Annotated in this window: 15 protein-coding genes and 1 riboswitch; of the genes, 12 read left to right on the top strand and 3 right to left on the bottom strand. The window is 60.1% G+C overall.

What is annotated here, in order from left to right:
* Positions 1-18 precede the first annotated feature (18 nt).
* The 5 genes from ACYQ1A_RS04025 (at position 19) to ACYQ1A_RS04045 (ending at position 5,508) form a co-directional block, all read left to right on the top strand.
* On the top strand, positions 19-1,452 hold the full coding sequence (locus tag ACYQ1A_RS04025) for a glycoside hydrolase family 1 protein (RefSeq protein WP_499360421.1): 1,434 nt from the start codon (positions 19-21) through the stop codon (positions 1,450-1,452).
* Between the two features lie 234 nt (positions 1,453-1,686).
* Entirely contained in the window at positions 1,687-2,235 is a 549-nt protein-coding gene (locus tag ACYQ1A_RS04030) for a hypothetical protein (protein ID WP_499360423.1), read from the top strand.
* A gap of 5 nt (positions 2,236-2,240) precedes the next feature.
* Positions 2,241-2,495 (top strand): hypothetical protein, encoded by a 255-nt coding sequence (locus ACYQ1A_RS04035; protein ID WP_499360425.1) that lies wholly within the window; start codon positions 2,241-2,243, stop codon positions 2,493-2,495.
* A gap of 156 nt (positions 2,496-2,651) precedes the next feature.
* Positions 2,652-2,738, top strand: a riboswitch (cyclic di-GMP riboswitch).
* Positions 2,739-2,827: 89 nt separating this feature from the next.
* Positions 2,828-5,212 (top strand): hypothetical protein, encoded by a 2,385-nt coding sequence (locus ACYQ1A_RS04040; RefSeq protein WP_499360426.1) that lies wholly within the window; start codon positions 2,828-2,830, stop codon positions 5,210-5,212.
* Between the two features lie 83 nt (positions 5,213-5,295).
* Positions 5,296-5,508, top strand: a complete 213-nt coding sequence (locus tag ACYQ1A_RS04045; RefSeq protein ID WP_499360427.1) for a hypothetical protein — start codon at positions 5,296-5,298, stop codon at positions 5,506-5,508.
* Positions 5,509-5,518: 10 nt separating this feature from the next.
* Here the strand turns inward: ACYQ1A_RS04045 and ACYQ1A_RS04050 are convergent, their stop codons facing one another.
* Entirely contained in the window at positions 5,519-6,127 is a 609-nt protein-coding gene (locus tag ACYQ1A_RS04050; protein ID WP_499360428.1) for a glutathione S-transferase, read from the bottom strand.
* A 148-nt stretch (positions 6,128-6,275) separates the two neighbouring features.
* Here ACYQ1A_RS04050 and ACYQ1A_RS04055 point away from each other — a divergent pair, with 148 nt between their 5' ends.
* A complete protein-coding gene (locus ACYQ1A_RS04055) occupies positions 6,276-7,166 on the top strand; it encodes a LysR substrate-binding domain-containing protein (RefSeq protein ID WP_499360429.1) in 891 nt (296 codons plus the stop codon).
* 136 nt (positions 7,167-7,302) lie between these two features.
* On the opposite strand, the gene ACYQ1A_RS04060 is transcribed toward ACYQ1A_RS04055, so the two are convergent.
* A complete protein-coding gene (locus ACYQ1A_RS04060; protein ID WP_062223602.1) occupies positions 7,303-8,139 on the bottom strand; it encodes an oxidoreductase in 837 nt (278 codons plus the stop codon).
* Between the two features lie 159 nt (positions 8,140-8,298).
* Here ACYQ1A_RS04060 and ACYQ1A_RS04065 point away from each other — a divergent pair, with 159 nt between their 5' ends.
* From ACYQ1A_RS04065 to fusA, 3 genes are all read left to right on the top strand, one after another.
* The gene (locus tag ACYQ1A_RS04065) at positions 8,299-9,192 is read left to right on the top strand and encodes an AraC family transcriptional regulator (protein WP_499360431.1); all 894 of its coding nucleotides are present in this window, start codon (positions 8,299-8,301) and stop codon (positions 9,190-9,192) included.
* Positions 9,193-9,428: 236 nt separating this feature from the next.
* Complete coding sequence (locus ACYQ1A_RS04070; RefSeq protein ID WP_499360432.1) at positions 9,429-9,656, top strand: hypothetical protein; 228 nt, start codon at positions 9,429-9,431, stop codon at positions 9,654-9,656.
* Between the two features lie 464 nt (positions 9,657-10,120).
* Positions 10,121-12,136 (top strand): elongation factor G, encoded by a 2,016-nt coding sequence (fusA, locus tag ACYQ1A_RS04075; RefSeq protein ID WP_499360433.1) that lies wholly within the window; start codon positions 10,121-10,123, stop codon positions 12,134-12,136.
* A gap of 103 nt (positions 12,137-12,239) precedes the next feature.
* On the opposite strand, the gene pta is transcribed toward fusA, so the two are convergent.
* Positions 12,240-14,288, bottom strand: a complete 2,049-nt coding sequence (pta, locus tag ACYQ1A_RS04080; protein WP_499360435.1) for a phosphate acetyltransferase — start codon at positions 14,286-14,288, stop codon at positions 12,240-12,242.
* 919 nt (positions 14,289-15,207) lie between these two features.
* Here pta and ACYQ1A_RS04085 point away from each other — a divergent pair.
* The 3 genes from ACYQ1A_RS04085 to ACYQ1A_RS04095 all read left to right on the top strand — a co-directional run bounded on the left by ACYQ1A_RS04085 (position 15,208) and on the right by ACYQ1A_RS04095 (position 19,466).
* Entirely contained in the window at positions 15,208-17,775 is a 2,568-nt protein-coding gene (locus tag ACYQ1A_RS04085; RefSeq protein ID WP_499360437.1) for a TonB-dependent receptor, read from the top strand.
* Positions 17,776-18,003: 228 nt separating this feature from the next.
* Positions 18,004-18,669, top strand: a complete 666-nt coding sequence (locus ACYQ1A_RS04090; protein WP_499360438.1) for an energy transducer TonB — start codon at positions 18,004-18,006, stop codon at positions 18,667-18,669.
* Between the two features lie 56 nt (positions 18,670-18,725).
* Complete coding sequence (locus tag ACYQ1A_RS04095; protein ID WP_062223458.1) at positions 18,726-19,466, top strand: MotA/TolQ/ExbB proton channel family protein; 741 nt, start codon at positions 18,726-18,728, stop codon at positions 19,464-19,466.
* The last annotated feature ends 1 nt before the right edge of the window (position 19,467 follow it).

Here is a 19,467-nt window from a genome sequence, read left to right on the forward strand (position 1 = left end):
TGCCTCAAGGAATACGCCATGCAACATCGCCAGCTCGAAGATTTTCCCGCCGGATTTTTATGGGGCGCGGCTTCGGCGGCTTATCAGGTTGAAGGCGCCTGGAATGTCGACGGCAAAGGCCTCTCAGTCTGGGACGAGTTCACCCGCGAACCCGGCCGCACCTTTAAAGGCAGCAATGGCGAAGTCGCGGTCGACCATTACCATCGTTATGCCGAAGACGTGGCGTTAATGGCGGCCATGGGCATGAAGGCCTATCGCTTTTCGGTGAGCTGGCCGCGTATTTTTCCGCAAGGCCGCGGCACGCCGAATGAGGCCGGACTGGCGTTTTATGAACGTCTGATCGATGCCTTGTTAGCGCACGGCATCGCGCCGGTGCTGACGTTGTATCACTGGGATCTGCCGCAAGCGTTGCAAGACGAATATGGCGGTTGGGAAGATCGCCGCATCATTGCCGATTTCGCAAACTATTGCGTGACCTTGTTTCAGCGGTTTGGCGGCAAGGTCAAATACTGGGTTTCGCTGAATGAGCAAAACTACAATCTGACCAATGCCTACCAATTGGGCACGCATCCGCCAGCGGTACAAAATCGCAAACGCTTTTTCTGCGCCAACCATCATGCATTCCTCGCCAATGCCACGGTGATTGCCGCTTTTCGTCAACACGTGCCGCAGGGCCAGATCGGGCCGAGCTTTGCTTATTCGCCGGCTTATCCGGCATCAAGTCAACCCGAAGATATGTTGGCCTTTGAAAACGCCGAGGAATTTACCAATTACTGGTGGCTGGATACCTATTGCCTGGGCCGCTATCCGCAGGCGGCATTGGCACATTTGCAAGCAGTGGGCGAAGCGCCCGATATCCTGCCGGGCGATGAGGACATCCTGCGCCATGGCTTGCCTGATTTTGTCGGGGTCAATTACTACCAGACGCTGACCTATGCCGAAAACGGGCTGGATGGCGTGACCATGCAACGCATCAATACCACCGGCCAGAAAGGCACCACACCCGCCAGCGGCGTACCCGGTTTATATAAAACGGCGCCCAATCCGCATCTGACCACCACCAATTGGGACTGGAGCATTGATCCCACCGGCCTGCGCATCGGCTTGCGCCGGTTGGCCTCGCGCTATGGCTTGCCCATGATGATTACCGAAAATGGCCTGGGCGAATTCGACCAGCTGCAAAACGGCAAAGTCCACGACCCGTATCGCATTGATTATCTGCAACGCCATATCCACGCCTGCCGCGAAGCGCTCACCGATGGCGTCAATTTGATCGGTTATTGCGCCTGGTCTTTTACCGATATTCTCAGTTGGCTTAACGGCTATCAAAAGCGCTACGGTTTTGTGTATATCGACCGCGATGAGACCGATGCCAAAACCTTGCAACGGATACCCAAAGACAGTTTTTATTGGTATCAGGGCGTTATTGCGAATAATGGCGCGGATGTTTAACGCGTCCACGCGGACCCAATGCCAGCCCCAAACCGGCGGGCATTTTTTTCTGGCTGCCGCCTTTGCCGCCGGTAATCCCGGCTTGTTGCCGCGGCGTAGACCCTCTTTAATAAGATCCAACCACAAGACCTGACCCCGCTGGCATTTTCGTTTTTTCCCGGAGTGTTCCATGCGAGTGCTCATGCCTGATTTCCTGACGCATGCCCGGCTGCACCCACTGCAAGGGGGCCGGCCATGACCGCCCCCGACGCTGTCAAACGCAGCAAAGCCCATCTGTTATTCATGCTGTTGCTGGCTGGCCTGGTCATGCTGGGTGGCCCCTATTTATTGGCGGATCAGGCGTTGATGCCACCGTTGCAGGCGCATGCGTGGGTGGTCTTGGCGATGGGGTATGCCGGCATTGTCATCAAATCCTTGTTCGGCCTGCTGATCGGCGGCGATTTCCGCTACGACAAAGCGGGCTACGACATGTCGATGCTGGCCTTTGGCGGCGTGCTGACTTGCGCCGCCCTGCAGCTGGTGTCGGAGAAAGACTTGTATCCGGGCATGGAAACCCTGTCGTTTCTGAAATTCCTCGGCACGCTGCATATGTCGAAGATGGCGCAGCACACCGCCATGTTGTTCTTTTTGATGGTGCTCAGTTTATGTTCCTGCCTGTTTTGTGCGGCGGGGGTGGCGGATACCGAAAAAGGCAACGCCAATCCGGTGTGGACTGCATTCGGCATGGCATTGGGCCTGGGCGTGCTGGGCGCGTATGCATTGGCGATGATCACCAAGGGGTAGCGGCGATGTGGTTTATTTTGTTGATCATGCTGGTGGGCTTTGCGGTGCCGTTATCGGCCGAAATCCACTTCAAGGGGCGCAACAATCTGCTCACGCGCATGGGCGAACAGATCGTGCATTCCCGCACCGGCCAGCGGGTGCGCCAGCGCGTGGGCATCGGCGCAAGCTGGGTCTACGGCGCAGGCATGCTGCTGGCGGGGACTACCGCCGTGGTGCTGGTGTTACGTGTACTCAACGTGCTGTTGCGCTGGTTTTTCTAGGGCAGCTGCCGGCTTGCACACGCTGCGGCCCGACCGGTGGCGGGTGATCCCGGTAGCGCTCCTGGGTCTCGCATGGCCAGGCCACGGCTACATTAGCTTCCATGCGGATACGCCCGGTTCCGGGGCGCATCTCACACCTTTTAAATACGTCACCAGGGTATTCGAGGGCAAACCTGTCGAAAGGCAGGGACGCAAAACCTCCGGCCTGTCGCGCTTGGGCGCTACGGTAGCGGGGTTGCCAGCGGTAGGGCGCCAGGACGAGCTGATCGTCCGCGCCGCGTAGTCGCCACTGTCTTGCGCCATTGCTCCCGGCCCGATGGAGCAGCGCGGCCATGCAGAAAACCAGTTCCCCGTTTCGTCCCACTGTGCTGGCAGGCTTGATGCCGGGCGCGTGTGCGGCCTTGTTGTTGAGCGCCTGTGGTGGCGATGGCAATAGCGACAGCGCAGCCGGGAGCACGGCCAACACGCAAGCCAGTGCGTCGCTCGCCAGCGGACAAACCACGCTGGCGCTGGATAATGTGGCGCTGCCGGACACCTTGTCGGCGCAAATTGCTTTGCCTTTGTTTCATCTGGCGCCGCTGCTGCTGGATGCCCCGGCGGATGCCGATAGCGCCAGCGGCGACGTGTCGGCCAGTCTGGCGCCGCATCAACAGACCGTTGCCGCCGCCTTGGCCGATGTGAACACGACGCGGCTGACGGTGCAGCAGATGCGCGCTGGCAATTTTATTCATGCCACGCAGAAGTCGACGGCAGATGGTGATGCCACGCCCGCTGCGGCCAGCGCCGCCGCCGTCACTTATACCCCCGCGCAAATCCGCGCCGCCTATGGCATGGCGGCACTGCCGCCGTCCAGCAGCGGTTTGACCACGGCGCAGGCCGCTTTGCTGGGCGCGGGCCAGACCATCTACATCGTTGACGCGCAACATGATCCGAATGCCGCCGCTGAACTGGCGACCTTCAACCAGAAATTTGCCTTGCCGACCTGTACCACCAAAGTCATTGCGCCGACCGCCAGTTTGCCTTTGGCCGGTGCGTCGGCCAGCGCGTGTGAATTCTCGGTGGTGTACACCACGGCCAGTGCCAGCATGACCAGCACCGCGCCCGCTTATAACTCGGGCTGGGCCACCGAAATTGCGCTGGATGTGCAATGGGCGCATGCCATTGCGCCGCTGGCGCGCATCGTCTTGCTGGAAGCGCCGGACGCCTCGCTTAACAGCCTGTTGGGTGCGGTCAAAGTCGCGAATGCGATGGGGCCGGGCGTGGTGTCGATGAGTTTTGGCGCTACCGAAGGCAACTGGACCACTGCGGTGGATAGCGCCTTTAGCGGCAACAAAATGACTTATCTGGCCGCGACCGGCGATTCCGGCGCGGCGGTGTCGTGGCCTGCGGTGTCGAGTAACGTCGTCGCGGTGGGCGGCACTTCGCTGACCTGGTCCGGCAGCGGCACGCGCAGCGAAGCGGCCTGGTCCGGCACGGGGGGCGGCACCAGCGCCTATGTGCCGACACCGGCTTATCAGAACAACAAGGTGCCTGGCATCAGCACGCTGGCGCATCGCACGGTGGCGGATGTGGCGTTTAATGCTGATCCGTATACCGGGCAATATGTGGCGGTGCTGGCACCGGGCGCGAGCACGGCCAGTTGGGTAAGCGCGGGCGGCACCAGCTTGTCGACGCCGCAATGGGCCGGGCTGGTGGCCGTGGCCAATGCGCTGCGGGCGACCGGAGGCAAGGTTGCGCTGGGTACGCCGCACGCGGTGTTATATCAGCAGATTGGCGCGGTGGCGGGCACTTATGCCAGTACGTTTGCCGATATCAGCAAGGGTTCGGATGGCACCTGCAGCACCTGTTCGGCCAAAGCGGGCTACGACAGCGTCTCGGGTCTGGGCACGCCCAATATTGGCAGTTTGCTCAATACCTTGTCCGGCTCGACAGTGGCGACTCCGGCGCCGGTGGTCACGGCCGCCAGCATTAGCGGCACGGTGGGCACGGCGCTGACGTTTACGGTTTCGGCCAGCGGCAGCAATGCGCTGACGTATAGCTTGAGCGGCGCTCCGGCCGGGATGACGGTCAGCAGTAGCGGCACCGTCACGTGGCCGACGCCGCTGGCGGGCACTTATTCCGTCACCGCCAGCGCCAAAGACAGCGTGACCGGTCAGACCGGCAGTGCGGTGTATAGCGTGACCGTCGCCGCCGCGCAGCCGCCGCTGGTCAGCAGCGCCACCATCAGCGGCCGTCCGGGCACGGCGTTGAGTTTTCAGGTGGCGGTGAGCAGCAGCAATCCGGTGAGCTATACGCTGACGGGGGCGCCGACTGGCATGAGTATCTCGGCAGCGGGGGTGATCAGTTGGGCGTCGCCGGTGGTGGGGACCTATGCCGTGACGGTAACGGCCAAAGACAGCAAGACAGCGACCACCGGCAAAGGCGTGTACACCGTACAGATCGCCAATGCCGGACCGGTAATTACAGCGAGTGGCTCCAAAGGCGTAGCGGGCACGGCGCTGACCGGCACCATCGGTCTGGCTGATGCCGGAGCAAGCTGGCTGCAGATTACGATCGACGGCGCGCCGCTGGGCATGACCTTTGCCATGAGCGGCCCGACGCTGACTTATAGCTGGGCCAAGCCGGTGGCAGGCAATTACCCGCTCAAGGTTACGGTGCTGGATAACCGGGGGCTGACCACGCAGGCCACGGTGCTGGTGGCAATCAGCGCGCGCTGATTGCTGGCTGAACGCAAAGATAACGCCCGGTGAGCACCGGGCGTTATGTTCTGTGGCTGATGAACGCGGCAAGGGAGAAACTGATGCGTATGCCCACACACAGCACGCTGCTGGCGCTGCTGCTGGCACTCGCAACCGGCCTGGCGTTTGCACTCACGCCCGAGCCGGTGGCTACGCCGCCGCATCTGCTGCTGCCGGTGGCGGAGCCGCCTGATGCACGTCCGCTTGCGGCGGCGGCGTCCGGCGTGCCCGCACGACAGCGGCAGCGCGCGCATCGCGCTTCAGCCGCCCGATAAACTGCACCGCTCAAACCACTGGAATCGCCTGCAACACGGGGTGTTGTTCCACCGCAGCGGCAAACTGCGCCAGCGCCGGGTAATCTGCCGCGCGCACCACATCCGGCTGCATCTGCTGCATAAAAGTCCAGGCGGTGGCGATGCTGATACTGGCCAGATCCAGCGTGCCGTCAAAGGCGGGGCGCTGCTGCAAAGCCTGTTCCAGGGCGGCGCAGGCCGCGGCCAACTGCAAGCTCACCCGCTCCAGCCAAGGCGCGTGTTGTTTCTCGGCCGGGCGCAATTGTTCTTCGTACACGATCTGTACGGTCTTCTCATTGGCCGCCAGCGCCAGGCCGGTAAGCCGATAAACCTCGACGCTGGCCGCTGCATCGTCTGGCATCAGTCGGGCACCGTGGCCAGACCAACGCATGGCGTAATCAATGATCAGACTGGAATCCATCAGCGTGCGGCCGTCATCCAGGATCAGCGTCGGCGCTTTGACCACCGGGTTGATCTGGCGAAACCGCTCAAAATGGCGGAACACCGATACGCCTTCGTGTTGATACGGCACATCCAGCACGCTCAGGCAGACGGCGGCGCGGCGCACATAGGGTGAATCCAGCATTCCAATCAACTTCATGACAGGGCTCTCGTTAGTTAGTCTTGGTGGTGGCGCGTGCCGCCATTGCGGCGCGCATTGCCAGATAGCATGGCTTGCCGCTAGTGTAGGCGGACTCATCACCCCCCACTAGCCACGATGTTTAACGCAATCCGTCAGGAAAACTAACATGAGCCAATTGCCGCCCCTCACTGCGCTGCGTTGTTTTGAAGCCGCGGCCCGCCTTGGCGGGGTGACGCTGGCGGCCCGCGAACTGCATGTAACGCATTCCGCGGTCAGCCAGCAGATCCGCATTCTGGAAGATTTGATGGGTGTGGCCTTGTTTGTGCGCGAGGCGCGTGGGCTGAAGCTGACCGAAGCAGGGCGTTTGTACGCGCTGGATATTCGCGTGCATTTGCGGGGCCTGGCGCAGGCCACCCGCATGGCGCGGGCCCGGCCGCATCAAACCGAGCTGGTGATCGCCACGCTGCCGTCGTTTGCATTGCATTGGTTGTTGCCGCGCATGGGACGCTTTCGCGAGCGACATCCGTTCTATCGGGTGCGCTTTCAGACCAGCCTGGAGCTACAGGATTTACGCCATGGCATGGCTGATGTCGGCATCCGCATGGGGCAAGGGCATTGGCCGGAACTGGAACAACAAGCCTTGTTTGATGACGATTTGCTGGTAGTGGCATCGCCGTTCTTTAACGGCGGTCAATTGCCAGCCACGCCAGCGGAAGTGGTAAGCAGCAATATCATCCGCAGCCACGATGCACCGTGGGACAACTGGTGCCAGCAAGCGGGCGTCGAGCAGCCTGACGGCGCGCAGGGCTGGTCGGCCAATGATTCCAATATCGTGTTGAGTGCCGTGCGCATGGGCGAGGGCATCGCGCTGGAACGCCGTAGCCTGGTCGCCGATGCGCTGCTGCGTGGCGAGCTGGTGCAATTGACCGCGGTGACGGTGCCGTATCCGTACGCGTATTGGCTGGTATGGCCGGTGCGCGATGTGGCAAACACCAAGCAAGTGCATTTTGCTGAATGGCTGCAAGAAGAAGTCGCAACGTATCTGCAGCAGCCCTAGCGCGAACGGCGGCGCCCGCATCTGGCCCCACCTGGCCCAGCCAGAGAAAACCACCGCAAAGTGAGCGTAACAGCCGCTTTGGGTCGTCTTTACTGGCTTTGCAGGGTGGGGCCAGACGCGGGCACCGCGCGCTACGCTATGCCGGGTAGTCGGTGCTGGCGGCCAGGTCGCGCCAGAGCGCGAGTTCAGCGCTGCGGCTGTCGATCTTGTCTTGCGCAATCTTTACCGCGTCCGAGCCGACCGGAAAACGCATCGGCGGCGTGGCCGCACTGGCCAGTTGCACCACCACTGCGCCTAGTTTGACGGGATCGCCGGGTTGCTTGTGGTTACGCGTGGCATAGCCGCAGGCCAGCTGGGCGGCGAACTCGGCGTAATCGGGCACGGTATGCGTGCCGTAGTGCGCCGAAGTCTCATGCAGAAAATCAGTGCGGAAAGCGCCCGGTTCGATAATGGTGACCTTGATGCCAAACTGTGCGGTTTCCAGCGCCAGCACTTCAGAAAAGCCTTCCACCGCCCATTTGGTCGCGCCATAAATCGAAGCCCCCGGCGGTGCGCGCAAGCCAGCAATCGAAGACAGATTAAAAATATGGCCGCTGCGTTGTTTGCGCATCACCGGCAGCACGGCGCGTGTCATCTCGATCAGGCCGAACACATTGGTGGCAAATTGCTGCTGGATGGCCGCGGCGTCGATTTCTTCAAACACACCTAACTGGCCGTAGCCCGCGTTGTTGACCAACACATCGATGCGACCAAAGCGCGCTACCGCCGCCGCAACCGCATCCGCCATCGCTGCGGTTTGCGTGACGTCGAGCGGCAACGCCAGCAACTGGTCTGCGTTCGCGCCCAGGGTTTGATGCAGTTGCGCCGGATGACGCGCAGTGCCGACCACACGGTCGCCGGCAGCCAGTGCCGCTTTGGCGATTTCGGCCCCAAGGCCACGGTTGGCGCCGGTAATAAACCAGATCTTGCTCATGGGATTGCTCCTTGCGTTGAAGTGCCGCCATGTTGCGCGCTGCCGCTGATAGATCGATAGCCAGATACTGGCAGCCTCTTGCACAATACTGCCAGGCTGACCGCGCGGCGCTTGCATGCGCTGGCCATCACCGGCACGCTGCACGGCAGGAGAACACGCATGACCCCAGACCAGATTCTTGAAGATTTGCGCCGCCTGGCCCTGCGCCACGGCCAGGCGCGACGTACGCCTACGGCGATTGCCAACCTGACCCTGATGCGGGCGGAAGCGCCGACGCCACCCGTGCAGACGGTGTACCAATCCGGCCTGGTGGCGGTCATCCAGGGCCGTAAGCGCGGGCGTTTTGCTGAGGTCGAATTTGAATACCATCCGGGCCAGTATCTGCTGACCACCGTGGATATGCCGGTGGCGGGCGAGATCATCGAAGCCAGCCCGCAGCAGCCGTATCTGTCGATAGGCCTGACGCTGGACCCCGCCGTGTTGGCTGGCTTGTTGCTGGATTTGCCCGACGTTGAATTGCCTGATTCTGGCATCGGCCTTGGCGTTTATCCCATGCATGCCGATTTGCTGGAAAGCCTGCTGCGGCTGCTGCGCTTGCTGGATCGGCCCGCCGAAATCGGCGTGCTGGCGCCCCTGGCTGAGCGTGAAATCCTGTATCGCCTGTTGCTGGATAATCCGGCGTTGCGCCAGTTGGCACAGCGCGACAGTCGCATTGCACAGATCAACCGCGCCATAGGCTGGATCCGCGCCAACTATGCCCAGCCTTTCAGTATCGAAACGCTGGCCGAAGTCAGCATGATGAGCGCGTCCAGCCTGCATCGGCATTTCAAGGCGGTCACGCGGCTGAGCCCGCTGCAGTTTCAGAAGCGCATCCGTTTGCAGATGGCGCGGCAAATGTTGGCGGGGGCCGATAGCAATGCCGCCGGGGTGGGGTTTGCCGTGGGGTATGACAGCCCGTCGCAATTCAGCCGCGAATATCGGCGTTTGTATGGCGAGCCACCGGCGCGAGATACGGCGCGTTTACGGATGCAGCCGCATTTGCAGGCGGTTTGATCCCGGTTGCAGGGATACCGTGTTTGTACGGGCAGCTGCATAGGGTGGGTCTGCATCCACCTTTCAAAGCCATAACCACGAGCTGCGATGTTGGCATGCCACTTTGAGTGGTGGGTCGCGACCCACCCTATCGGATCTCTGCCCAGGAGAGATCCTGGGCGGCAGCCCGGCCGCACCTGGGTATCATCCGCTTTGCCGCGCCGTGCGGCCTTTATCCACTGCCCGGGATTTCCATCATGTCGATTTCTGCACTCGGTTCTGGCCTGGCTGGCATGCAAGCCTACCAAAGCATGGCAAATGGCAGCGCGGGCAAGGTGGCCAGCAGCAGTACCACGGGCGACACCGATGCGATGGCCAGCGGGCTGATCGGCGGCGTCGAAGCCAAGGACGGCTTTGCCGCAGCGGCCAAAGTGGTCAAATCGGCCAATGAAATGATCGGCACGCTGATCAATACCACCGCCTGATCCTGCGCGCCCGACCAGGCGGGCCGTCCCTCTCTGCTTGATCCGCGCCGCACTCGCGCGCCTTCACCTCGCACTATCCCGAAACATACCGTTGGTCGGCCGTCGGCTATTTTTGTAATGATCGCTAAATTAATGCTTGAAAATTGGCCAGGCGCCAACCATCATTAGCGCAACCGTTGCTCTCGGCAGCGGGACCCTCGTTGATTACAGGACATCCGGCAATGCGTACCTACGACAAACTGATCGCCACTATTTGCTCTGGCCAGAAGAGCGCGAGCTTGCGCGCCTCTTCTGGTCGGCCCATGGGCGACGCGTTGCAAGTAACGCCTGCCCGCGCAAGCCACCGCTATCTATAGCGCGACCGCGCCGCATTCCGGACGGCCGCAGCCCGTGCCATCCGGATGAGCCTCAAGAGCCCCGTTTGGCACATGCCCTGCGGGGCTTTTTGCTGGATAAACCAAATCATGGAAAACGACAGACTACGTAACATCGGCATCATTGCGCACGTGGATGCAGGCAAAACCACGACCACCGAACGCATACTTTATTACACCGGTGAAAACCACCGCGTGGGTGAGGTGCACGACGGCGCGGCGACGATGGACTTTGATCCGCAAGAACAAGCACGCGGCATCACCATCAACAGCGCGGCCACCACGGTGTTCTGGCAAGACCATCAGATCAACGTGATCGACACCCCGGGCCACATCGATTTCAACATCGAAGTGAACCGTTCGTTGCGCGTGCTCGATGGCGCGGTGGTGGTGTTTGATGGCGTGGCCGGGGTCGAACCGCAGACCGAAACCAACTGGCGTCTGGCCGATAAATATGCCGTGCCGCGCATGGCGTTTATCAACAAGCTGGACCGCACCGGCGCTGATTTTTATCGCGTGCTGGACATGATCCGCGAGCGCCTGGGCGTGACGCCGCTGGCTTTGCAATTGCCGATCGGTAGCGAAGGCGAGTTCTCGGGACTGGTTGATCTGATTGATCAGGTGGCGCTGACCTGGCCGGCTGGCGACACGCCGGGCAAGGTAGAACGCAAGCCCATCCCGGATGACTTGCTGGCGGCAACCCGAACCTGGCGTGAAAAGCTGATCGAAACCGTGGTCGAGCAAGACGATGCCTTGATGGGCGCGTGGCTGGACGGTGTTGAGCCTGATGTAACGCAACTGCGTGCGGCCATCCGCAAAGGCACGATTGCAGGCGCCTTTGTGCCTGTGGTCACCGGCTCCGCCTTCAAGAACAAAGGCGTGGAGCCGCTGCTGGATGCGGTGGTGGCGTATCTGCCTTCGCCGCAAGACGTGCCGGTACGGGCGGAAGAACCCATCGAAGCCGATCCGCAAGGGCCGTTGGCTGCCTTGGCGTTCAAGGTAATCCACGATGATCATGGCGCGCTGACGTTTGTGCGGGTTTATCGTGGCACGCTCAAAACCGGCGACGTGGTCAGCAATGGCGACGAGCGCGAACGGATTGCGCGGCTGTACGAAATGCATGCCGATCGCAAGGTCGAGAAAGCCGAAGCCACGGCCGGCGCGATTGTTGCCATTGCCGGGCTAAAGCATACGGTGACCGGCGATACGTTGAGCGCGCAGGGCCATCCTTTGGTGTTGGAGCGGATTGAAGCGCCCGAGCCGGTGATCGACGTGGCAGTAGAACCGCGCACGACGGCGGATCAGCAAAACATGCTGAAGGGGCTGCAAGCGTTGTTATCTGAAGACCCGAGCCTGCGTTTGCGCCAGGACACCGAAGCCGGTCAGACCATATTGTCGGGCATGGGCGAGCTGCAGCTGGAAGTGGCGCTGGAAAAACTGCGCACGCGTTTCCGCGTGGATGTGCAGATAGGCCAGCCGCAAGTGGCAATGCGCGAAACCGTCGGCGCCACCGCGGAAGTGGTTTATATGCACAAGAAGCAATCGGGCGGCCCCGGCCAGTTTGCCGAGGTTGAGCTGAAGCTGGAACCGCTGCCGCGGGGCGAAGGCCTGGTGTTTGTTTCGGCCATTGCCGGTGGCGCGATCCCGCGGGAGTTCATCCCGGCCGTGGAGCAGGGCGTCAAGCGCGCAGCACGTTCCGGCGTGGTAGCGGGTTTTCCGGTGGTGGATGTGCGGGTGACCCTGGTTGATGGGCGCTTTCATGCCAACGATTCGTCGCCACTGGCGTTTGAACTGGCGGGCTTCTCGGCCTTCCGGCAAGCGCAGCAACAAGCGCGGCCACAGTTGCTGGAGCCGGTGATGGCGGTAGAAGTGGTGACGCCACCCGATTATCTGGGCGATGTCATCGGCGATATCAACCGTCGCCGTGGCCAGGTGACCGAGCAGACCAGCCGCGGCAGCAGCACGGTGCTGCACGCCGAGGTGCCGCTGAAGGCCATGTTTGGTTATATCGGCCATTTGCGGGCAATGAGCTCGGGCCGCGCCAGCTTCAGCATGCAGTTTGATCACTATGCGGTGGTCAATGCAGCGGCGACGGTGGCAGCGTGAACTGTGCTGCTTTTTGCGGCATGTGACCATTTGCGTGCGCTAAAGTGACAAAAAACGGCCAAACAAGTGTTTGGCCGTTTTTCTTATGGAACCGTCAGCCGTGTCAGGATGGCACCACCGTTTGGGCCTGGATGGCGGTGAGGGCGATGGTAAACACGATGTCATCGACCAGTGCACCGCGTGACAAATCGTTAACCGGCTTGCGCAAACCCTGCAACATCGGGCCGACGCTGACCACATGGGCGCTGCGTTGTACCGCCTTGTACGTGGTGTTGCCCGTATTCAGATCCGGAAAGATAAACACCGTGGCCTGGCCGGCCACCTTGCTGCCGGGGGCTTTTTGCGCGGCGACGTCGGCGACGGAGGCGGCGTCGTATTGCAGCGGGCCATCGAGCACCAGGTCCGGATACAACTCATGCGCCAGTTCGGTGGCTTCGCGCACTTTGTCCACATCCACCCCCGAGCCGGATTTGCCGGTGGAATAGCTGATCATCGCCACTTTGGGCGCAATGCCGAAGGCCGCAGCGCTGTCTGCGCTCTGGCGCGCGATTTCGGCCAGTTGGGTGGCATTGGGGTTGGGATTGATGGCGCAATCGCCGTATACCAGAACCTGATCAGGCATCAGCATAAAAAACACCGATGACACGATGGACGAGCCCGGCGCCGTTTTGATCAACTGCAGGGCAGGGCGCACGGTACTGGCGGTGGTGTGGATGGCGCCGGAGACCAGGCCGTCTACTTCGTCCACTGCCAGCATCATGGTACCCAGCGTAACGGTATCGCTCAGTTGCGCTACCGCCATCGGCTCGGTCAGGCCTTTGCTCTTGCGCAGTTCGACCATGGGCGCCACGTAGCGCGGCAGGATTGCTTCGGGATCAAGAATTTCCAGCGTCGCCGGCAGCGTAACGCCCTGCGCGGCGGCGACCGCTTCGATGGTGGCACGCTTGCCCAACAGCACGCAGTGCGCAATGCCTTTTTCTTCGCAAATGATGGCGGCGCGGATGGTGCGTGGCTCTTCGCCTTCGGGCAGCACGATGCGCTTGGGCTGCGAGCGGGCTTTCTGGATTAATTGATAACGGAAGGCCGGGGGTGACATGCGCGTGGTGGCGGGCAGTTGTACTGCATCCATCAAGCGCGTGGTATCGAGTTGTTCCGCCACGGTATCGAGCACGGCATTCATTCGCTCATGGTCATCTGCCGCCACGGCGGGCGGCACCAGCGTAATGCGCGCGGCGGTGTTGTAGCTATCGGTGTTGGTACGCAGCACCGGGATGCCGCTATTGAGCGCCAGTTGCGCCAGGCTCAGCACGCGCGGATCGGGCGCGCTGGAATGTGTCAGCAGCAAACCGGCCAGCGGGATGCCGTTGCTGGCCGCCAGAGCGGTGGCCAGCATGATGTCGTCGCGGTCGCCCGCGCTGATGACCAATGCGCCGGGCTTGAGCCGTTCCACCACCTCTGAAACCGAACGCGCGGCGATGACGGTTTCCATCACCCGGCGCGTGGCCAGCTCCCCTTCGATCAGGATTTCGGCGTCCAGATGACGTGCGACATCAAGCGTGCGCGGCGCCATCAGGCTCGGTTCATATTTAATAACGCCCCACAGCGGCACGCCGTCGAGCTCGTATTGCGCCGAGGCCGCATCAAAACCTTCCGTCGCCTTATTAAAGATAACCCCGGCAACATTGCGACCTTCGTTATGCAACTGCCGACAAGCCACGCGTGCTTCGGCCGCCGCGCCGGGCTGGCTGGCATTTGCCACCAGAATGATTTCGGCCTGCAGACTGCGGGCGATATCGTCGTTCAGGCGCGCGGTAATCGGGGTGCCGGCGTCCACATGCAAACCTTCCACGATCAAGACATCGGCGCCCTTGGCCGCGCTCATGCACAGGCTGACGATGTCTTCGAGCAATTCATCAATCTGCCCCGACACCACGCGCGTAATCACCTGCGCGGTGGAAAGCGATTGCGGGCTGTCGATCAGGCAGATGTCGCGTGCAAAGTGCGTGGAGCGCTCAACAGCGCCGTGGTCTTGCGCTACCGGTTTAACAAAGCCCACCTTCAGGCCCTGATGCTGCAATGCGCGCACCACGCCCAGAGAGACCGAGGTAAGGCCGACGTTCTGGCGGGACGGAGCGATCAAAAAGGTTTGCATGATGGATTGTTCCTGAACACGCCGGGGTATCCGGCGAATTATAGATAGCGATTATGTCGCAGGCAGGCTGGATATTACCCGCGTAGACCGGCGCCATTGTGTGGCGAGGTATTTGAGAAAACCTTGATCCAGATGGGGGGCGAGGCGAGTGTATTCGGCAGACCGGCGCTACATCAAAAATCGCCCCGTTTTATGTCAGCACGCACCGTTTTCGCGCCCGCCGTATTAAGCACGGATTCGCTGGGTTACAGCCGGAAACGATTTAACTGCCGCGTACAAGCTTTTGTAATCCCGCCCGCTTGAACAAGCTGACAGGTCGGTCAGTCTTGTTGCAACAAAAGCACAAAAATGGTGCAACAAATTTGCCAAAAATGGCATGTTGTCCTAATTTGGTGCGTCTTATTAGAAATCAAACGATCATTTGCAGTTTATTTTGCGTAAATCTTACAATTAATAACACGATTCGTAATATCTTATATGCCAAATGAATTGCTTAGTTGCAGACAAAATGTCTAAAAGATATTAGCGAACGCAATTGTCAACCCCCAAATAGCCATAAATTTCGCACCATACAAGTGCAATCTTCGGCCCCTTGTTCTAGCGCAACATTAAATAAATGTTCCTATGTTGCATGGTTAAGCATTTGAATATTAAGGGGTAATGGTCATTAAACTGACCTTTTAGACGGTAAAAACCAGCCCGTTTTGTATCGGCTTTGGCGCCCAAGTGTTCCGTATCCGCAACATGTTTAGCCGTCATCAAGCATTAATTTTGTTGTGTAGCAAAAGATTCTGCAATTATGCCAACGCTTACACGGCAGACGGAACGGCAATGCCGGCAACGCAGGCCAACAGCCTGTTGTTGATCCGTTTGTAAGGATTAATGGGCTTCCATTTTTACCAAAAGTCAGGGGGCAGTGATGACTCACTCAAGAAAGAAACTGGTTGTGGCAATTGCCATGATTGGTGCGACTTATGCGTCTGCCGTACATGCAGCGGACGATGACGCGACTGCTGTAGAACGCGTCGAAGTAACGGGTTCCAACATTAAACGATTGAAGAACCAGGGCGCTCTGCCGGTGACTTCGATCAAGACTGAAGATCTGACCAAGCAGGGTTACACCACCGCGGAATCCGTGGTGCAAAGCCTTGCCGCCAACACCTCTTCGTTTACCAGCACCACTGCGGTGGGTGCGGACACCGGTGGCGCAGCATTCGCTGACTTGCGCGGTCTGGGTCAGCAATACACGCTGGTACTGCTGGACGGTCGCCGTCTGGCCAACCAGGCAATCGACGGCACGTCGGTTGACCTGAACGCAATCCCGCTTTCCACCATCGACCATATCGATATCCTGCGTGATGGCGCTTCCGCCATTTACGGTACCGATGCGATCGGCGGCGTTATCAACTTCGTAACCAAAAAAGCGGTTACGGGTGTGACCCTGGAAGCCAGCGGCCTGCTGCCGCAGCACGCCATGGGCAAGCAAGGCGAGTTCTCGATCACTGCCGGTAAGGGCAGCCTGGCCGACGACGGCTGGAACGTTTACGGCACGATCGGTTTCCAGAAAACCCAGCAAGTGATGACCACTGACCGCGGCTTCGCCATGTCGAGCCTGCCGGTTAACGGCACCAGTAACAGCACTTCGCCTGCTAACTACCTGTACAACGGCACGCTGTACAACAGCTCCGCGCCGGGTTGCGTAGGTGGCACGGGTCTGATCCCCAACGTGAACAATCCCGGTGCCTGCCGCGAGCAGACTTCGCTGTTCACCCAGATTCAGCCGGAAGTGAAGCAATGGACGTGGACGGCCAAAGGCACCAAGCAATTCGGTGACGACACCTCCGCTTCGTTGCAATACGTAGGCACCCGCACCACCACCGACACCCTGGTTGCTCCGACCCCGCTGGCCGGCGCACTGACCATGTCGGGCACCAACCCCAACTACCCGGCGGGTCTCGATGGTTCCACCATCGACATCTACGGTCGTTCGGTACCGTTGGGCGATCGCGGCGATGAGTATGTTTCCACCACCCAACGTCTGTTGGCTTCGGTCGACGGTGAGGCTTATGGCTGGAACTACCGTGGCGGCATTTCGTACTCGCAGAACGAAGTGACCCATGATCTGACCAGCGGCTACCTGAGCAGCACGCTGCTGCAGGAAGCGGTTGACGCCGGCACCATCAACCCGTTCTCGACCAGCAGCGCTGGCTGGAGCTCGGTGGCCATGACCGGTCGTATTGAAGACGACAAGTACACCACCGCAGGCGTCGACTTCAACGTGAACCGTCAGCTGTTCAACCTGCCGGCTGGCGCGGTTAGCGTGTCGTTCGGTGGCGAAGCGCGCCACGACAAGCTGAGCTCGTCGTTCACCGGTCTGACCACTGAAGCCCTGAGCTCGGGTCTGGAAGATTCGCAAGACACCAGCGGCAGCCGCAACGTGCAAGCGCTGACGGCCGAAATGGAGTTCCCGATCCTCAAGTCGCTGACTGCTGACATCGCGATCCGTGATGACCACTACAGCGACGTCGGCAACACGTTCAACCCGAAAGTCTCGCTGCTGTGGACCCCGACCAAGGAACTGCTGTTCCGTGCTGGTGCCAGCACCGGTTTCCGTGCTCCTTCGCTGTACAACATGTACATGCCGAACCAGACCACGTACACCTCGGCCAGCTCGCTGAACGATCCGCTGCGTTGCCCGGGCGGTACGCCGGCTAACGGCGGTAACGGCGCAGATTGCGATACGCAGTTCATGAAGCAGCTGGGTGGTAACACTCAACTGACGCCGGAAAAATCGTCCACCATCACCTTCGGTATCGGCCTCGAGCCGACCCCGTCGCTGACGATGAACGCCGATTTCTACTGGACCTTCATCAAGCACACCATTGGCGTGCTGTCTGAAAACACGATTTTCGACAACGCCGACAAGTATGCTGACCTGTTTATCCGTAACGCCGACGGCAGCCTGGACTACATCAGCGACCACTACCAGAACCTGGGTAACACCAGCATTCGCGGTGTGGACTTGAACGTGGCTTATCGCTTCCCGCAATCCGCTCTGGGTAACTTCTCGCTGAGCGTTGATGGTTCGTACATCAACAAGTTTGACTATCAGCATGAAGAAGGCGGCGAGTACTTCCACGGTGTGGGCACGTTCGCTGACTACAACAACGCGCCGATCTTCCGCTACAAGCAAAATGCGCAGTTGAAGTGGTCCAAGAACAACTGGAGCTCCATCATCGGTACCACGTTCCAGACTGGCTACCACGACGAAGATCCGAGCCACGACGTAGCAACCTACACGCTGTGGAACACCTCGGTGTCGTATGTGTGGCAGAAGAGCCTGACGTTGACCGCTTCTATCCGCAACGTGTTCGACAAGAAGCCGCCGTACTCCAACGAAGACGTGACGTTCCAGCAAGGTTACGATCCGCGTTATACCGACTCGATCGGCCGCGCTTACTACCTGCAAGCCAGCTACAAAATGTAATTTCGTAATGTAGCTGACACGCCCGGCCCGCTAATACAGGTGCCGGGCGTGCCTTCTGGAATTTCTGATTGCTTACCCCTCAGGAAAGTCTGTTTGGTGAGAATTAGGACTGCTGGAAATCCCTTAGTGACAAGGCATGCATATTGCTTGTCTGATAGGCCTTCGCTCTGACAGGCCGCTGTTTTGTCGAGGGTATTTTTCAGTGAACTACACAGGTTGGGCCTTATCATGGCTAGTACGATGAAAGGATTTGGGTACAACGCCAAATCCAGAAGGGCCACTGGGTTGGTAGGCGTGATCATATTTCACGTCCTGTTGATCTATGCGTTGGTCTCCGGACTTGCGCAGAACGTGGTCAAAGCTGTTCAGCAAAAGGTGGAAGTCTCGATTATCAGTGAGCCGCCTCCGCCGCCTCCACCGCCGCCGCCTCCCAAGATTGAAAAGGTAGTCGAAAAGCAGGTACCCAAGCCGCAGCCGGTTAAACCGCCGCCGCCGGCCTATGTCCCGCCGATTGAAAACCCGCATCCTCAGGCCGAAAACGCGCCTGTGGTGACCAGTCAGGCTGCGCCGCCGCCCCCCGAACCCGCTGCACCCCCTGCGCCGCCCGCTGCACCCGCGGCACCGGCCGGGCCAGTCTCCGGGAACGCCAACTGCTCTGAAAAGCCGTCGCCAGAATATCCGGCGAAAGCTCAGGATGACGGCGTCGAGGGCACGGTAATGGTGACATTCAGATCGGATGCGCAAGGCAAGGTGACTTTGCAGGATATTTCCTTTAAGGGCATTCCTGCGCGCTATCGCAATCTGTTCAAGGCTGCAGTCATGGACTCTTTGCCGGGCTATAGCTGCTCGCCGAACAAATTGATGTCCCGTGAAATCGGCTTCCGCCCTGAATAATTGATTATTTGATTCCGCCCGATTCCCACAAGGAATCAAGTTAAAGAGGTTATCCAATGACTTTCCGTATTAGCTCCAAAGTGTCCCGCGCCGTTGCTGCTGTCGCTGGTCTGATCGCTGTGCCGGCCTTCGCGGCCGAAGCTGGCTCCAACCCCTACGGCATCGATGCGCTGTGGGCCAACGGCGACATCGTTGCCCGTTCCACCCTGTGCATTCTGCTGATCATGTCGGCTGCCACCTGGTATGTCGGCATCGTCAAGCTGCTGGAACAACGCCGTCTGATCAAGCAAGGCAATGAACTGCTGGCCCTGCAAGGTCTGGAACTGCAACAACACGCCGCCAACGAAGACGACGAAGGCATGTACAGCCACATCGCCAAGTCCGGCGTTGAAGCTGCGCGTGAACACAAAGGCGAGCTGAGCGCCCGCGTTGACCTGAACACCTGGGTTGGCATGGCGATTGGTGATGCGCTGGATAGCGCCAGCCACCACATGCAAGGTGGTCTGTCGGTGATTGCTACCGTCGGTTCGACCGCCCCGTTCGTGGGTCTGTTCGGTACCGTTTGGGGTATCTACCACGCGCTGACGGCCATTGGTATCGCCGGTCAGGCTTCCATCGACAAAGTGGCTGGCCCGGTGGGTGAGTCGCTGATCATGACCGCTATCGGTCTGGCTGTAGCCGTGCCTGCGGTGCTGGGTTACAACTGGCTGGTGCGTCGTAACAAGCTGGTGCTGGATCAGGTTCGCGTGGTTGCTGGCCGTCTGCACGCCAGCCTGCTGAACAACCCGGTACGGTAAG

The organism is Silvimonas sp. JCM 19000 (assembly GCF_054652575.1).

Coding starts and splice junctions, on each gene's coding strand:
- ACYQ1A_RS04025 (WP_499360421.1), top strand. CDS start 19: ATGCAACATCGCCAGCTCGAAGATTTTCCCGCCGGATTTTTATGGGGC.
- ACYQ1A_RS04030 (WP_499360423.1), top strand. CDS start 1,687: ATGACCGCCCCCGACGCTGTCAAACGCAGCAAAGCCCATCTGTTATTC.
- ACYQ1A_RS04035 (WP_499360425.1), top strand. CDS start 2,241: ATGTGGTTTATTTTGTTGATCATGCTGGTGGGCTTTGCGGTGCCGTTA.
- ACYQ1A_RS04040 (WP_499360426.1), top strand. CDS start 2,828: ATGCAGAAAACCAGTTCCCCGTTTCGTCCCACTGTGCTGGCAGGCTTG.
- ACYQ1A_RS04045 (WP_499360427.1), top strand. CDS start 5,296: ATGCGTATGCCCACACACAGCACGCTGCTGGCGCTGCTGCTGGCACTC.
- ACYQ1A_RS04050 (WP_499360428.1), bottom strand. CDS start 6,127: ATGAAGTTGATTGGAATGCTGGATTCACCCTATGTGCGCCGCGCCGCC.
- ACYQ1A_RS04055 (WP_499360429.1), top strand. CDS start 6,276: ATGAGCCAATTGCCGCCCCTCACTGCGCTGCGTTGTTTTGAAGCCGCG.
- ACYQ1A_RS04060 (WP_062223602.1), bottom strand. CDS start 8,139: ATGAGCAAGATCTGGTTTATTACCGGCGCCAACCGTGGCCTTGGGGCC.
- ACYQ1A_RS04065 (WP_499360431.1), top strand. CDS start 8,299: ATGACCCCAGACCAGATTCTTGAAGATTTGCGCCGCCTGGCCCTGCGC.
- ACYQ1A_RS04070 (WP_499360432.1), top strand. CDS start 9,429: ATGTCGATTTCTGCACTCGGTTCTGGCCTGGCTGGCATGCAAGCCTAC.
- fusA (WP_499360433.1), top strand. CDS start 10,121: ATGGAAAACGACAGACTACGTAACATCGGCATCATTGCGCACGTGGAT.
- pta (WP_499360435.1), bottom strand. CDS start 14,288: ATGCAAACCTTTTTGATCGCTCCGTCCCGCCAGAACGTCGGCCTTACC.
- ACYQ1A_RS04085 (WP_499360437.1), top strand. CDS start 15,208: ATGACTCACTCAAGAAAGAAACTGGTTGTGGCAATTGCCATGATTGGT.
- ACYQ1A_RS04090 (WP_499360438.1), top strand. CDS start 18,004: ATGGCTAGTACGATGAAAGGATTTGGGTACAACGCCAAATCCAGAAGG.
- ACYQ1A_RS04095 (WP_062223458.1), top strand. CDS start 18,726: ATGACTTTCCGTATTAGCTCCAAAGTGTCCCGCGCCGTTGCTGCTGTC.